Source organism: Leifsonia sp. Root1293, from assembly GCF_001425325.1.
Taxonomy (GTDB): domain Bacteria; phylum Actinomycetota; class Actinomycetes; order Actinomycetales; family Microbacteriaceae; genus Orlajensenia.
In genome coordinates, this window is the sequence record NZ_LMEH01000001.1 from 1,509,318 (window position 1) to 1,524,130 (window position 14,813).

The 14,813-nt window shown below is 69.2% G+C and carries 14 protein-coding genes and 1 riboswitch; of the genes, 7 read left to right on the forward strand and 7 right to left on the reverse strand.

Going from position 1 to position 14,813, the window contains the following annotated elements; translation table 11 throughout:
* Nucleotides 1-181: 181 nt before the first annotated feature.
* The gene (locus ASC59_RS07045) at nucleotides 182-1,288 is read left to right on the forward strand and encodes a fatty acid desaturase family protein (RefSeq protein WP_235492603.1); all 1,107 of its coding nucleotides are present in this window, start codon (nucleotides 182-184) and stop codon (nucleotides 1,286-1,288) included.
* Nucleotides 1,289-1,410: 122 nt separating this feature from the next.
* Here ASC59_RS07045 and ASC59_RS07050 read toward each other — a convergent pair whose 3' ends face one another.
* From ASC59_RS07050 to ASC59_RS07065, 4 genes are all read right to left on the reverse strand, one after another.
* The gene (locus ASC59_RS07050) at nucleotides 1,411-1,728 is read right to left on the reverse strand and encodes a DMT family transporter (RefSeq protein ID WP_055820043.1); all 318 of its coding nucleotides are present in this window, start codon (nucleotides 1,726-1,728) and stop codon (nucleotides 1,411-1,413) included.
* A gap of 14 nt (nucleotides 1,729-1,742) precedes the next feature.
* Nucleotides 1,743-1,809: riboswitch (guanidine-III (ykkC-III) riboswitch) on the reverse strand.
* A 23-nt stretch (nucleotides 1,810-1,832) separates the two neighbouring features.
* On the reverse strand, nucleotides 1,833-2,129 hold the full coding sequence (locus ASC59_RS07055; RefSeq protein WP_055820046.1) for an antibiotic biosynthesis monooxygenase family protein: 297 nt from the start codon (nucleotides 2,127-2,129) through the stop codon (nucleotides 1,833-1,835).
* Nucleotides 2,126-2,437, reverse strand: a complete 312-nt coding sequence (locus tag ASC59_RS07060) for a rhodanese-like domain-containing protein (protein ID WP_055820048.1) — start codon at nucleotides 2,435-2,437, stop codon at nucleotides 2,126-2,128. Before ASC59_RS07060 ends, ASC59_RS07055 begins: the two co-directional genes overlap by 4 nt.
* A gap of 67 nt (nucleotides 2,438-2,504) precedes the next feature.
* Nucleotides 2,505-3,854: an MFS transporter gene (locus ASC59_RS07065; protein WP_235492604.1), complete on the reverse strand. Its 1,350-nt coding sequence runs from the start codon at nucleotides 3,852-3,854 to the stop codon at nucleotides 2,505-2,507.
* A 76-nt stretch (nucleotides 3,855-3,930) separates the two neighbouring features.
* Between ASC59_RS07065 and ASC59_RS07070 the strand changes: the two genes are divergently transcribed.
* Genes ASC59_RS07070 through ASC59_RS07080 form a run of 3 tightly spaced genes read left to right on the forward strand, consistent with a single transcriptional unit; the run spans nucleotide 3,931 to nucleotide 9,082 of the window.
* Nucleotides 3,931-5,223, forward strand: coding sequence for an O-acetylhomoserine aminocarboxypropyltransferase/cysteine synthase family protein (locus tag ASC59_RS07070; protein ID WP_055820052.1), 1,293 nt, complete (start codon nucleotides 3,931-3,933; stop codon nucleotides 5,221-5,223).
* Complete coding sequence (locus tag ASC59_RS07075; RefSeq protein WP_055820054.1) at nucleotides 5,223-5,822, forward strand: CoA-binding protein; 600 nt, start codon at nucleotides 5,223-5,225, stop codon at nucleotides 5,820-5,822. The genes ASC59_RS07070 and ASC59_RS07075 overlap by 1 nt, the downstream gene beginning before the upstream one ends.
* Nucleotides 5,823-5,848: 26 nt before the next feature.
* Nucleotides 5,849-9,082, forward strand: coding sequence for an ATP-binding protein (locus ASC59_RS07080; protein ID WP_055820056.1), 3,234 nt, complete (start codon nucleotides 5,849-5,851; stop codon nucleotides 9,080-9,082).
* Nucleotides 9,083-9,185: 103 nt separating this feature from the next.
* Here the strand turns inward: ASC59_RS07080 and ASC59_RS07085 are convergent, their stop codons facing one another.
* Both ASC59_RS07085 and ASC59_RS07090 read right to left on the reverse strand, forming a co-directional pair.
* On the reverse strand, nucleotides 9,186-10,031 hold the full coding sequence (locus ASC59_RS07085; protein WP_055820058.1) for an ABC transporter permease: 846 nt from the start codon (nucleotides 10,029-10,031) through the stop codon (nucleotides 9,186-9,188).
* Entirely contained in the window at nucleotides 10,028-11,038 is a 1,011-nt protein-coding gene (locus ASC59_RS07090) for an ATP-binding cassette domain-containing protein (RefSeq protein WP_055820060.1), read from the reverse strand. The genes ASC59_RS07085 and ASC59_RS07090 overlap by 4 nt, the downstream gene beginning before the upstream one ends.
* A 116-nt stretch (nucleotides 11,039-11,154) precedes the next feature.
* Here ASC59_RS07090 and ASC59_RS07095 point away from each other — a divergent pair, with 116 nt between their 5' ends.
* Together ASC59_RS07095 and ASC59_RS07100 are read left to right on the forward strand one after the other, a co-directional pair.
* Nucleotides 11,155-12,528 (forward strand): L-serine ammonia-lyase, encoded by a 1,374-nt coding sequence (locus tag ASC59_RS07095; protein ID WP_055820065.1) that lies wholly within the window; start codon nucleotides 11,155-11,157, stop codon nucleotides 12,526-12,528.
* A gap of 22 nt (nucleotides 12,529-12,550) precedes the next feature.
* Complete coding sequence (locus tag ASC59_RS07100) at nucleotides 12,551-13,426, forward strand: aminoglycoside phosphotransferase family protein (RefSeq protein WP_055820068.1); 876 nt, start codon at nucleotides 12,551-12,553, stop codon at nucleotides 13,424-13,426.
* Here the strand turns inward: ASC59_RS07100 and ASC59_RS07105 are convergent.
* Nucleotides 13,418-13,729: a hypothetical protein gene (locus ASC59_RS07105; RefSeq protein WP_157487945.1), complete on the reverse strand. Its 312-nt coding sequence runs from the start codon at nucleotides 13,727-13,729 to the stop codon at nucleotides 13,418-13,420. The two genes, ASC59_RS07100 and ASC59_RS07105, sit on opposite strands and share 9 nt — an antisense overlap.
* A 79-nt stretch (nucleotides 13,730-13,808) precedes the next feature.
* On the opposite strand from ASC59_RS07105, the gene ASC59_RS07110 reads away from it, so the two are divergent.
* Nucleotides 13,809-14,702: a sulfurtransferase gene (locus ASC59_RS07110; protein ID WP_055820074.1), complete on the forward strand. Its 894-nt coding sequence runs from the start codon at nucleotides 13,809-13,811 to the stop codon at nucleotides 14,700-14,702.
* The last annotated feature ends 111 nt before the right edge of the window (nucleotides 14,703-14,813 follow it).

The following is a 14,813-nucleotide window of genomic DNA, read 5'->3' on the forward strand; positions in this document are numbered from 1 at the left end:
GAAGGGCTCTTCTATCAAGTGACATATGCTCGCCACGGCATGTGATCCGCTGAAATAACCGGCCAATACCCAGCCTTCTCCCCTACGCTGAACAGCATCCGATCGCCGGTGATCCACCCGCGATGCGCGGCACCTGCCTCATCAATTCGACTGGGAAGTCACACCGATCGAAGGCAGTGATGTGTCAGAAGTAATCGCCGCACCCTCCTCCGGGGTCCGGATCATCCGCACGAAGCCCGGCGGAGACCGCTCCAACCCGACCACCGAGTACTCGGCCCTGCTGCATACCGTGCGCAACCTCGGACTCCTGCGTCGTCGCACCGGCTTCTACTGGATGGTCTTCGGCATCCTGCTCGCCGCTCTGGGCGGCGCCGTCACCGGCTTCATCCTTCTCGGCGACACGTGGTACCAGTTGCTCATGGCCGGTGCCCTCGGCATCATCCTCACGCAGTTCGCGTTCCTCGCCCACGAGGCATCCCACCGCCAGGTGTTCGAGTCCGGCAAGGCGAACGACACGGCCGGCCGCATCCTCGCGAACGCCTTCGTCGGCATCAGCTACTCGTGGTGGATGACCAAGCACTCGCGTCACCACGCCAACCCGAATGTCGTGGGCAAGGACCCCGACATCGACAACGACTTCATCGTCTTCCAGCCGGCCGAGGCCGCCAAGGTGGGCCGTCTGCAGGCCCTCGTCACGCGCAAGCAGGGCTGGTTCTTCTTCCCGCTCCTCATGCTCGAGGGCCTGAACCTCCACTTCCACGGACTGCGCACGGTCATGGGCCGCGGCAAGGTCGACAAGCGCTGGGTCGAGATCTCGATGATCGTCACCCGCCTGGCCGCCTACGTCGCCGTCATCTTCTTCTTCCTGCCGCTCGGCATGGCCTTCGCCTTCATCGGTGTGCAGCTCGCCGTCTTCGGCGTCTACATGGGTGCCTCCTTCGCCCCCAACCACAAGGGCATGCCGCAGCTCGCCCACGACAGCAAGGTCGACTTCCTGCGTCGTCAGGTGCTCACCTCACGCAACATCCGCGGTGACTGGCGCATGCTCACCTTCATGGGTGGCCTGAACTACCAGATCGAGCACCACCTGTTCCCGAACATGCCCCGCCCGCACCTCGCGAAGGCCGGCGAGATCGTGCGCGAGTACTGCCGCGACCACAACATCCTCTACACCGAGACCGGTCTGGTGCAGAGCTACGCCATCGTCGTCGACTACCTGAACAAGGTCGGGCTCGCCGCTCGCGACCCCTTCGACTGCCCGATGACGGCGCGCTTCCGCACGCACTAGCTCGGCGCGACCTGACGACAGGCCGGATCGGTTCGTTCCCTCGGGAACAGGCCGATCCGGCCTGTTCTCGTTGATCCGGCCTGCTCTCCGCACCCGGCCTGTTCTCCTCCGGCCGGCTGGGCTCAGTGGTCGACCAGCTTCAGCCCGACGACGCAGCCGACGAGCCCGATGATGAGCGCGAGCTTCACCCACGAGACCGAGGTGTCGCCCGAGATCATCGACCACCCCACGGTGAGGGCGGCTCCGATGCCGACCCAGACGGCGTAGGCCGTTCCGATGGGGATGCTGCGCATGGCCAGGGCGAGTCCACCCATGCTGGCGACGAGCGAGACACCGAAGACGACGGACGGCCAGAGCTTCGTGAAGCCCTCGGATCTGCCGAGGGCCGTTGCCCAGACGGCTTCGAGGACGCCCGAGACGATGAGAACGATCCATGCCATGACTGATCCACTCCTGTGGCCAGTCTTGTCGCGCTCCGGGTACTGATCCCTCGTCCGGGGTCGCGTGCTCTGCGACCTCGTCTCAGGCTAGCAACGGTGCCTGATCAGGCTCTGTGCACCTCGGCGAAGTGCTCGACCACCGGGAACGGGTCGTAGAACGGATGCAGCAGCTGCGCCCACCGACCGTATGCCTCCGAGCCGCGGAAGCCGACCTCGTGCGCCTCCACCGAATCCCAGTGCACGAGCAGCAGGTACGAGCTGGGCGACTCGACCCCGCGCGACAACGACAGCCTCTGGAAGCCCGGCATCCGTTCGATGATGGTGCGCGCCTCGGCGAACGCGGACTCGAACTCGCTCTCGCGCCCGGGCCGCACGGGCAGTACGACGTGCTCGAGGATCATGCGACCGGTCCGCGCTCGACGGCCAGGCCGGCACGTTCCCATCCGACGATGCCGCCGTCGACGTTCACGACGTCGTAGCCGCGCTGGTCGAGGTAGTTCGCCACCTGGGAGCTTCGACCTCCGACCGCGCACAGGACGTAGACCGTCTCATCGAGCGGAACCTCCTGGAGTCGCTCCATGAACGCGCTCATCGGGATGTTGACCGACCCGGCGATGCGCACGGCCGCCACCTCGTCCACCTCGCGCACGTCGATGATCGAGCCGACGGTGTCGAGGGCGGAGAGCTCGGCCGGAGTGATGGATTGCATGGATCGAATCTACCCGCGCCGCGAGCCGTCATCCGCCGGGGTCGACCCCACACCGCCCGCCGGAGCGCTACAGCGTCGGCGTGCGGGCGTCGTAGGCGCGGAAGCTCGGGGTCAGCCGAAGCAGCACGCCGATGAGCGCCATGATGAGCAGACCGCCGAGCACGGGCGGGAACCACAGAGCCACCAGCGACGCGAGGATGCCGGCATAGAGGTCGCCGATGCGTGGTCCCCCTGTCACGACGACGGTGAAGACGCCCTGCAGGCGCCCGCGCATCTCGTCGGGCGCTGCCGTGAGGAGGATGGTCGAACGGAAGATGGCGCTGACCTCGTCGGATGCGCCGGTGCCGGCGAGCGCCACACCGGCGATGGCGAGTGCCACCCAGTTCACCTGCGACAGATCGGGGCCGACGGGGCCGAACCAGCCCGTCTGCATCGCAGCGATCACGAGGCCGAACAGAAGGATGAAGGCTCCGTAGACCGTGATCGCCCGCCCGATGGCCACGCCGTACCGGTGCACGTGGGCCACGGGTCCGCTGAACAGCCCGGTCGCGAAGGTGCCGACGGCGGCGGCGGCCGTGAGGATGCCGACGGTCACAGGTCCTCCGCCGATCACCACCGCTCCGACGGCAGGCAACAGCACGAACGGTCGGCCGAACGACATCGCCACGATGTCGACGAGGAAGCTCATCCTGATGTTCGGCGCCCGCCGCAGGAACGCGTAGCCGTCGCGCAGCGACTGCAGGCCCGGCCGCACGGTCTGGGTGAGGGGCAGGAGCTTCGGCAGCGACAGGATGCCGAGGAACCCGGCCGTGAACAGGACGGCGTCGACGGCGAAGGTGATCGGGAACCCGGCCACGGCGACGAGCACTCCGGCGAGCGCGGGACCGAGCGTCAGCTGGAGCCCGGACGAGATGCCGTTGAGGGCGCTGGCGCGCGACACCAGGTGCTCCGGCAGGATGCGCGGGTAGACCGAGAACCGCGTCGCGCTGGTGATGGTCGCCGCCACCGCGTTGAGTGTCGTGAAGACGTAGAACGGCCAGACCTCGATCCGGGTTCCGGATGCCGCGAGCACAGCATCCGTCGCCGACAGCGCGACGAGGGCGATCGTCGCGATCCACCCGGCAACGGCCGACACGATCAGCACCATGCGACGGTCGAAGGCGTCGGCGAGCATGCCGCCCCAGAGGCCGGCCACGATCATCGGGAGCAGCGCGATGCCGCCGACGAGTGCGACGGCCAGAGTGGAGGCCGTGATGTCGTAGATCTGCAGACCGACGGCCACGATGGTGAGCTGGGCTCCGATGCCGGACACCGCGGCTCCGATCCACAGCCTGGCGAAGGCGGGAGACTCCTTCAGGGGTGCGAGGTCGACGAAGCGACGTCGCTGGGCGGCTGGGGCGTGTTCTGGCGCGGTCACTGCATTCGATCGTATGCGTTTCGGCGCGTTACGCCGCTCCCCATGCCCCGCCGGCCGGCACGGGTAGCGTTGCCGCATGGCAGATCGCGAGTACGGCTTCAAGACGCGTGCAATCCACGCAGGCAACATCCCCGACGCAGTGACGGGAGCCAGGGCCCTGCCCATCTACCAGTCCACGGCCTTCGTCTTCGACGACACCTCGGACGCCGCAGCACGATTCGCCCTGCAGAAGTACGGCAACATCTACTCGCGCCTCGCCAACCCGACGGTCGCCAGCTTCGAGGAGCGGGTGGCCAGCCTCGAGGGCGGGCTCGGCGCCGTGGCGACGGCATCCGGTCTCTCGGCGCAGTACATCACCTTCGCGAGCCTCGTGGGCGCCGGCGACCACATCGTCGCCTCGGCCAACCTCTACGGCGGTTCGATCACCCAGTTGGACGTGACGCTGCGCCGCTTCGGAGTCGAGACCACCTTCGTGCAGTCCTCGGACCCGGCCGACTACGCCGCGGCCATCACCGACAAGACCAAGGTGCTGTTCGCCGAGACCATCGCCAACCCCTCGGGCGAGATCGCCGACCTCGAGGGCCTCGCCGACGTCGCTCACGCCCACGGCATCCCGTTCATCGTCGACTCGACCATCGCGACCCCGTACCTCAACCGCCCGATCGAGTGGGGAGCGGATGTCGTCACTCATTCCGCCACGAAGTTCCTGGGCGGCCACGGCACCACACTGGGCGGCGTCGTCGTCGAGAGCGGCCGCTTCTCCTGGCATTCCGAGAAGTTCCCGCTGTTCGGGCAGCCCGTTCCGAGCTACGGCGGGCTGGAGTGGTCCGGCAATTTCGGCGAGTACGCCTTCCTGACGAGACTGCGTGCGGAACAGCTGCGCGACATCGGCCCCTCACTCTCGGCCCAGGCCGCGTTCCAGCTGGCGCAGGGTGTCGAGACGCTGCCGTACAGGGTGCAGGCGCACGTCGACAACGCTCGGGTCGTTGCCGAGTGGCTCGACGCCGACCCGCGCATCGAGGCGGTCAACTGGGCGGGCCTTGATGCCCATCCGCACCACGACCGTGCCCTCAAGTACCTGCCGAAGGGCCCCGGTTCCGTCTTCAGCTTCGAGGTCAAGGGCGGCCGCCCGGTCGGCCAGAAGCTCATCGAGGGCGTCGATCTCGCCAGCCACGTGGCCAACATCGGCGACGCGAAGACGCTGATCATCCACCCCGCGTCGACCACCCACGCCCAGCTGAGCGAGCAGCAGCTCGTCGACGCCGGCGTGCTACCCGGCATCGTGCGCATCAGCGTCGGCATCGAGGATGTCGAGGACATCATCTACGATCTGGACCAGGCATTGACCAGCGCCACGGAGGGCAAGTGATGAGCACAGTCGTCGAAGCATCCGACGCCAACGACACCGAGACGGTTCGCCTCGTGAACGGGCTGAGCTGCGACCTCCCGGCGGACTCGCCGCTCGCGAAGCTGCTGAAATCGCAGCGCACGTGGGTCGGACCCGACGCGAAGGAGCGCCTGCGCATCCTGCGCGGCGCCAAGACCGTCGCCATCGTCGGCGCCTCCCCCAACCCCGCCCGCTCCAGCTTCTTCGTGGGCACCTACCTGCAGCAGTCGAGCGACTACAAGCTCTACTTCGTGAACCCGAACGCCACCGAGATCCTGGGAGAGAAGGCCTACCCCGACCTGGCCTCGTTGCCCGAGGTGCCCGACATCGTCGTGGTCTTCCGACGCGGCAGCGACATCCCGAGCGTCATCGACGATGTCGTCGCGGTCGGCGCCAAGACCATCTGGGTCCAACTGGGCATCTGGAACCAGGATGCGGCCTACTACGGCGAGGCCCGGGGCCTCACCGTGGTCATGGATCGCTGCATCAAGGTCGAGCACGCCCGCTTCGGTGGCGGCCTGCACCTGCTCGGCTTCGACACCGGTCAGATCTCGAGTCGCCGGGCAGCGGTCGGGCGTTAGAGGGGTCGGCAACTAAGCTCGGCAGAGTGCTGAAAGCCCTCGCTGAGACACCGCGGGTCGCGGTTCTCGGACCCGTGCTCGTCGAGGGTCGCGATGGCACTCCGATCGAGCCGCCAGGAGCCATGGCGAGGGCACTCGTCGCGGTGCTCGCAGGGGAGACGGGGCGCCCGGCCGGCAGCCCGGTGAGCGTCGAGACGATCACCGACGAACTGTGGGGCGATGTTCCGCCGAGGAACGCCAAGGCGGCCCTCCAGACCCTCGTCTCGAGGCTGCGCGCCGTGGCCGCCGACGGCCTCGTCGTGTCGACGGCCCGGGGCTACGCCCTGGCCGTCTCCGACGAGCAGACCGACTCCGGACAGGCGCGGCTGCTCGGGCGCCAGGCGACGCTGGTGGCCACCGCCGACCCCGCGGCAGCCGTCGCCCATCTCGACCGGGCGCTCGCCCTCTGGCGCGGTGAACCCGGTACCGACCTCCCGGACTCCCCCGTGCGCGACGCGCTGATCGAGGATGCCGCCTCGACCCGTGACGGCCTGCTCGATCTCCGAGCGCGCTGCCTCGTCGACGCCGGCGAGCCGGAACGGGCTCTGCGCGAGCTGGAGAAACTGGCCAAGGCGCATCCGTTCGACGAGAGCCTGCACCTGACGCACCTGCGCGCGCTGGCGGCAGCGGGAAGGCGCCAGGAGGCCATCGCGGCCTTCGCCGCCTTCCGCACGCTGCTGCGCGAGGAGTTCGGATCGTCACCGTCTCCGGAACTGGTCGCCGTCAACACACAGCTGCTCCAGGACGATTCCGCTCCGAGCCCGGGGCGGGACACCCGCGTGCGCATCGGTCTGCGTGCCGCTCCGAACGAGCTTCTCGGGCGGGAGCACGACATCGAGGCCGTGCAGCGGCTGCTCGACCGTGCGCGCCTCGTCACCGTGCTCGGAGCCGGGGGCCTCGGCAAGACCCGACTGGCCCAGGAGCTCGGAGCACGCTCGGCCTCCCCCGGCGTCGTCTTCGTCGAACTCGCGAGCGTGCGGACGGATGCCGACGTCACCCTGGCGCTCGCCTCGACCCTCGGCATCCGGGAGCTCTCCCCCGGCCAGAAGCTCGTCGACGCCGCGCCGCGCCCCGACGTGCGCGAGCGCATCATCGCCCAGCTCGGCGAGCGCCCGACCCTGCTCATCGTCGACAACTGCGAACAGGTGGTCGACGGCGCCGCCCTCTGGGTGGCGGAGCTGCTCGCCTCCCTGCCGCGCCTGCGGGTGCTCGCCACGAGTCGCAGCCCGCTGCTGATCGGCGCCGAGCAGGTCTACGCACTCGAGTCGCTGCCGGCCCGGGATGCATCCGGCGAGCCGGGGCCGGCGGTGCGCCTGTTCACCGAGCGCGCTCGCGCCGCCCGGCCATCGGTCGCCCTGCCGCCCGACGCCGTCGCTCGGCTCTGCACACGTCTGGACGGCCTGCCTCTCGCCATCGAGCTGGCAGCCGCCCGGGTGCGATCGATGTCGGTCGAGCAGATCGAGTCGCGGCTCGAGAACCGTTTCGCGTTGCTCACCAGTGGCGACAGATCCGCTCCCGAGCGGCATCGCACCCTGCAGGCCGTCATCGAGTGGAGCTGGACGCTGCTGAGACCGCAGGAGCAGCGGGCGCTCCGGCGACTGTCGCTCTTCGTCGACGGCTTCGGTCTCGAGGCTGCGGTGCAGGTGACGGGCGAGGATGCCGCCGACCTCCTCGACGCCCTCGTCATCCAGTCGTTGCTCGCCGTCAGCGACGACGCCGTCACGGGACAACCGCGCTACCGCATGCTCGAGACCGTGCGCGAGTTCGGCCAGGTCGCCCTCGCCGATGCAGACGACACGGCGTCGGCTCGTGACGCCGTCTTCTCCTGGGCTGAGGCGTTCAGCACTCGGGCCATGGGCGATGCGATGGGCGCCCGACAGGTCGCCATGTTCCACCACGTGGCCGTGGAACAGGACAACCTGGTCGCCGTGCTGCGCGAAGCCATCGCGCTCCGCGACGGACGCGTCGTGCTGAGCGTCTTCGCCCTGCTCGGCTACTACTGGAGCGTGCGCGGCGCCCACACCGAGGTGTTCTCCTTCACCACGGCGGTGCTCGACGCCACCGCCGGTCACCGTCCCGATGCGAAGCACGCGAATGCCGCCGCGTTCGCGTACATCATGCTGACAGGCACCAACTTCGTCATCGGCAACCGTGAGGGCTTCAGGGCGAGGTCGCGCCTCCGCGCGGTTACGACGAGTGGAGCCGACCTCCAGCCGTGGCTCACCGCGACGGCGGGCTTCCTGCTCGCGTTCCCCGACATGCACCGCGCGTCAGACCTCCTCGCCGGGATGGCGGCATCCCACGACGTTCCGTCCGCCCTGATCGGCAGCATCATCTCGGCGCAGATCGCGGAGAACGACGGCGATCCCGAGGCCGCGCGCATCGCGGCCCGGCGCGCCTACGAGCTGTCTCAGACCTCGGGCGACGTCTGGATCGGGTCGATGGCGGCCATGTCGCTCGCGCAGCTGGCCAGCCAGTCCGCTCACGCCGAGGAGGTGCTCGTGTGGGTCGATCGAGCCCGCGCCGGCATGGAGCAGCTCGAGGTCGTGCAGGACCTCCAGCAGATCAACTGGATCCTCGGCGGCAGCCTGCTCGCCCTCGGTCGGCTCGACGACGCCCGCACCCTCTTCGACGACATGGTCACGAACGAGCTCACCATCGACGACGGCCTCGAGATGGTGTCGGTGGGCGAGTTCGGGCATGCCGAGCTCGCGCGGATCGAGGGACGGTCGGCGGATGCCGCAGAACGCTACCTCCGGGCGATCGCGTCCTTCGCGACCCCGGCGTCACGGGCCTCGCCCTGGTTCTACATGACGTTGTCTGCGCGGGTCTCCTCCGCCGTCATCGACGGCGACCAGGACGCAGCGGACATCGCCCGCTGGGCCGCCCGCCTGCGTGCGAGGATCCTCGCGTTGCACCGCGCCCGGCCCGACTACGTCGACAAGCCCGTGCTCGCGGCATCCGTGCTCGGATGGTCGGCGTGGGCGATGACGCAGCCCGGCCTCGCCGGACGCGGCCTCGAGTTGTTCGCCCTCGCCGAGGCGCTGCACGCGCGCCAGGACCTCCCCGCACTGCAGCTCGCACCCCACCTCGAGGCCGCCCGGCGACGGTTCGGCGATGGCGCAGTCCGCGCTGCCCAGGATGCCGCCGCCGGCCTCACGCTCGACGGCCGCGCCGCCCGCGCCTACGAGCTGATGGCCCTCCCCGTCCCCGCGGCGTAGAACCGCCGAGTCGCCCGTCTTCGTCGCCACGACGGGCCCCGAAGGGCGGGATGGCGACGAAGACGGGCGACTCGGCGACGGAGACGGGAGACGGGGCGGGAGGTCAGGCCTTGGCCATGTACGCCTTCACGGTGAGCGGTGCGAACACCGCGACGATCACGGCTGCGCCGAGCAGGGAGATCCAGGCGTCGCCTCCGAACGTTCCGGTGTCGAACAGTTCGCGCACCGCCGTGACGAGATGCGACACCGGATTGATGTTCACGAACCACTGCAGCCAGTCGGGCATGGTGTCCGCCGGGACGAAGGCGTTCGAGAGGAACGTCAACGGGAACAGCACGAGCATCGAGATGCCCTGCACGCTCGACGCGGTACGCGCGATCACCCCGAAGAAGGCGAAGATCCAGCTGATGGCCCACGAGCAGACGATCACCAGGAGGGCTCCGCCGACGACGCCACCGGCGCCGCCCTCAGGACGCAGTCCCATGATGAAGCCCATCGTGATGGTGAGCGTCGTGGCGATGAGGTAGCGCACGGTGTCGGCGAGCAGCGCACCCGAGAGCGGCGCTATGCGGGCGATCGGGAGGGAGCGGAACCTGTCGAACACTCCCTTGTCCATGTCCTCCCGCAACTGCACGCCGGTCACGACCGAGGTGGTGATCACCGTCTGCACCAGGATGCCGGGGATGATGATCGGCAGGTAGCTCGCCACATCGCCCGCGATGGCACCGCCGAAGATGTAGGTGAACATCAGCGTGAAGATGATCGGCTGCAGGGTCACGTCGAAGAGCTGCTCGGGCGTGCGCCGGATCTTCAACAGCCCGCGATAGGCCATCGTGACGGTGTGGGAGATGGTCTCGGGAATCGAGACCCGGTTCTTCAGGGTGCGCTGCGCACCCGGTGTGATCGGCGACGCGGTGGTCGCCTTCGGGGAAAGCGTTGTGGTGGTCATGCGCGGCTCCCTTCGAGCTCGGCGTCTGCAGCGGCTTCGGAGTCGTCGGATTCGACGCCGTGACCGGTGAGGGTGAGGAATACCTCGTCGAGTGTCGGCTTCTGCACGCTCATCTCTGCGAGGTGGATGCCCTCGTCGCGGAGCGTCACGAGCAGTTCGGCGACGAGATCGGGGTTGTTCATGGGGGCGGTGATGCGGCCGGCCTCGGGCGAGACCGTGGCTGCGACTCCGAGGACGCGCTGGATGGCGACGCGCACGTCGTCGGCATCCGTCGGGCTCGCGAGCCTGAGCTCGAGCGTGGATTCGCCGACCGACGCCTTGAGTTCGTTCGCCGTGCCCTCAGCGACGACGCGACCGCGGTCGATGACGGCGATGCGGTCGGCCAGCTGGTCGGCCTCGTCGAGGTACTGCGTGGTGAGCAGCACGGTCGAGCCGGAGGACACCAGCCGGCGGATGGTCTCCCACATCTGGATGCGGGTGCGAGGGTCGAGCCCGGTGGTCGGCTCGTCGAGGAAGATGAGCGGCGGTTGCGAGATCAGGCTGGCTGCCAGGTCGAGGCGCCGGCGCATGCCTCCCGAGAAGTTCTTGAGCGGTCGCCTCGCGGCATCCGTGAGCCCGAACTCCTCGAGGAGCTCGGTGGACTTGCGTCGTGATGCCGCACCGCTCAAGCCGTGGAGGCGCGAGAACAGGTAGAGGTTCTCGGTGGCCGACAGGGTCTCGTCGACGGAGGCGTACTGGCCCGTGACGCCGATGAGCTGACGGACGACCTGCGACTCGCGCTGCACGTCGTGTCCGAAGATGCGGGCGCTGCCGCCGTCAGGGCGGAGCAGGGTGGCGAGCATGCTGATCGTGGTGGTCTTGCCGGCGCCATTGGGGCCGAGCACGCCGTAGACGGTGCCCGTCGCGACGCGGAGGTCCACTCCGTCGACGGCACGGTTGGTACCGAAGGTCTTGACCAGGGAATCGGCCTCGACGGCCCAATCGCTGGTGGGTGCTGAATGTGTCATGACTCGATGGTGCGACAGCCCGCTTTCACGGCGATCACAGGCTGCTTACACCCGCTCACAGCTGCTCACTCGCGCACGGAGAGGGCGGCATCCGCAACACGGCGTAAGTTGGAGGAGTGACAGCGTACGTCTCGGCCCTCGACCTCTTCTCGATCGGGATCGGCCCCTCCAGTTCCCACACGGTGGGCCCGATGCGGGCCGCACTGCACTTCGCCGACTCCCTCTTGTCGTCTGGCGCACTCGATCGCGTGACGCGTATCACCTGCACGCTCTACGGCTCACTCGGCGCGACCGGCATCGGCCACGGCACACCCGACGCCATCGTCGCCGGGCTCGCCGGGCTCCTCCCCGAGACCTGCGATCCCGAGGCCGTGCACGGAAGCTGGCGCGATTCGCGCATCGCGGTCAACGGCACCCACGAGATCGACTTCGCCCGCGACGACATCTCCTTCGCTCCGTTCACGCGGCTGCCGGCGCATCCGAACGCGATGACCCTGCAGGCCTGGGGAGCGGCGGACGTCCTCCCCGTCGCCGAGGAGACCTACTACTCCGTCGGCGGTGGCTTCATCCGCCGCGAGGGCGAGGAGGCCGCGCCCGTGCTCTCGGGAACCATGGCCCAGCCGTATCCGTTCTCCTCCTCGGCGATGCTTCTGGCTCTCTGCGAGCAGACGGGCTTGAGCATCGCGCAGATCGCCCGGGCGAACGAAGAGGCGATGCACGGAGCCGAGGTGCTCGACGCCGGGCTCGATCTCATCTGGTCGTCGATGCTGCAGTGCGTGGCCGCCGGCCTCGCCGCCGAGGGCGTGCTTCCCGGAGGCCTCGGCGTCAAGCGCCGCGCCTCGGCCGTGCGCGCGCAGCTCGAGGCTTACGAGCAGAGCGGCGACACCGCCCGACGCGACACCACCACCGAGTGGCTGCACGCCTTCGCCCTGGCCGTGAACGAGGAGAACGCCTCGGGCGGCCGGGTGGTCACGGCGCCGACCAATGGCGCGGCGGGCATCATCCCCGCCGTCGCGCACTACTACCTCCGCTTCACTCCGTCCGCGTCGCAGGAGGGCATCCGCGACTTCCTGCTCACGGCCGCCGTGATCGGCTCGCTCGTGAAGGCGAACGCATCGATCTCGGGTGCGGAGGGCGGCTGCCAGGCGGAGGTCGGCTCTGCCTGCGCCATGGCGTCCGGGGCCCTCTGCGCCGTGCTCGGCGGCACTCCGCAGCAGATCGAGAACGCGGCCGAGATCGCCATCGAGCACCACCTCGGCCTCACCTGCGATCCGGTCGGCGGCCTCGTGCAGGTGCCGTGCATCGAGCGCAATGCCATCGCATCGTCCACGGCCGTCTCCGCGGCGCGCCTCGCCCTGCACGGCGACGGCAGCCACATCGTCTCGCTCGACACCGTCATCGAGACGATGCGCCAGACAGGCCTCGACATGAAGACGAAGTACAAGGAGACGAGCCGAGGAGGACTCGCCGTCAACGTCATCGAGTGCTGAGCCTTCGATGACGGGCCGGCGGATGCACGCCAACCAACTCCCGGTCGACGCCGACCTCGTGCGCCGCCTCCTCGCCGAGCAGTATCCGGCCTGGGCGTCTCTCCCGGTGTCTCCGCTGGCCACCGGAACCGTCAACGCCATGTTCAGGCTCAGCGATGACAAGGTGGTGCGACTGCCCTTCCTCGAGCGCGCGGCAGCAGACATCCTGTTCGAACAGCGCTGGCTGCCCGTGCTCGGAACTGCACTCCCCGTGCGCCTTCCCCGAGTTCTCGCTGTGGGTGCAGCATCGCTGGACTATCCGTGCCCGTGGCTGGTCCTCGACTGGCTGCCGGGCCACACCCCGATGCCGGGGATGCTCGGGCCGGGTCTCGCCGACAGCCTGGTCGGCGACCTCGCCGGGTTGCTGGCGGCGCTCAGGCGCATAGACACCGCCGATGCACCGCCCGGCTACCGCAGCGGCACGTTCCACGGCCTCGATGACGCCGTGCGCAGCAGTGTCGCGGCTGTAGACGACCTCGTCGACGCCGCTCCCCTCATCAGCCTCTGGGACGACTCGCTGGCCGCCGCACCGTGGTCCGAGCCCGCCGTCTGGACCCATGGCGACCTCCTCAGCGGCAACCTGCTCGTCGACGACGGCAGGCTCATCGGCGTGCTCGACCTCGCCTGCGCCGGAGTGGGCGACCCGGCATGCGACCTGCTCGCCGCGTGGAGCATCCTGCCGCCGGATGCCCGTTCCCGGCTCCGCGTCGTCCTCGACGTCGATGACGACACCTGGCGTCGGGGGCGGGGGTGGGCCATAGCCCAGGCGTCGATCGCGCTCGCCTACTACCGCGACACGTTCCCGGTGATGGCCGAGACGTCGCTGCACATGCTGCGCGAGGTCGCAGCGTCAGTCTGAGCCCGTGCTCCCCGTGCTCCCCGTGCGCCTCCCGACGATGAATCCGGCGCTGAAGGCCACGACGATCAACCCGACGACGAGGGCGAGCACTCCCCACATCGTCGTGGGCGTGAGCAACGGAGACGGCAGGAAGACGGTCTCCGCGAGCGGTTGGTAGGCGGCCCACCCGAACGTCGGCACGGGCGCGGGAACCAGCAGGGCGATCATGCCCGCGACGGCGACGATTCCGCCGGCGATGCCCACGGCCGACCAGAGCCGGAACCAGCCGGGAGGCGTCGTCGACTGCTGGCTCGGCTGGGTCATGCGCCCAGCGTAGCGCCACGTGTGACGCAGCATTGCTGACCCGATCGCGCGGCACGGTGGGCCGGGTTAGCGTGGCGGCATGTCAGCTCCCGCAGCAGCCAACCTCACCTCAGCCCAGTGGCTCGCCGACCATCTCGGCGCAGAGGACCTCGTCGTGCTCGACGCCACAGTGCTCGATGTCGCCTCGCCTGCAGGCGGTCGCGCGTGGCTCAGCGGCTACGACCAGTACCTCGTCGATGGACACATCCCGGGCGCCCTGTTCGCCGAGGTGCTCGAGGAGTTCTCCGACCAGGCCGGTCGGTTCGCCTTCACCAGACCCGGTGCCGAGCAGTTCGCCGCGGCCGTGGCAGCCCTCGGCATCGGCGTCGACTCCACCGTCGTCGTCTACGACACCTCGATCGGGCAGTGGGCTTCGCGGCTGTGGTGGCTGTTCCGCTCATTCGGGTTCGAGAAGGTCTCGGTGCTCGATGGCGGACTGACGAACTGGCGCGCAGGCGACCGGCCGCTCGAATTCGGGCATGTCCCCGCCGGGTCGGTGGCTCCGGATGCCGCCTTCGAAGCGACGGTGCTCCCGGGGTTCTGGGCCGACAAGGCCGACGTCGAGGCCGTGGTGGCCGGTCATCACGACGCCACCCTCGTGTGCTCCCTCCCGCCGAGCGACTTCGCGGGACAGACCGGGACCCGACCGCGCCGCGGCCACATCCCCGGCAGCGTCAACGTGCCGTCGGGACGTCTCGTGCAGCGCGATGACCGCACGCTGGTGCGCGCCGAGGCCCTCACCGAGCGACTCGCACCGGCGACGGAGTCCGGCACTCCCGTCATCCTGTACTGCGGTGCCGGCATCGCAGCCGCCCTCGGTGCGCTCGCCCTCACCCTCGACGGCCGCACCGACGTCGCCGTCTACGACGGGTCGCTGGGTGAGTGGTCGGCCGACTCCGAGGCGCCGTTGGTCACGACGAGCGCGACCGCGTAACCACCGCTGGTCGAGGAGGCCGCGAGTGGAGCGAGCAGCCGTATCGAGACCACACGAGCGCGGCAATCCGTGGTCTCGATACGCGTGCTCCTCCGTCGCTCGCTACTCGAC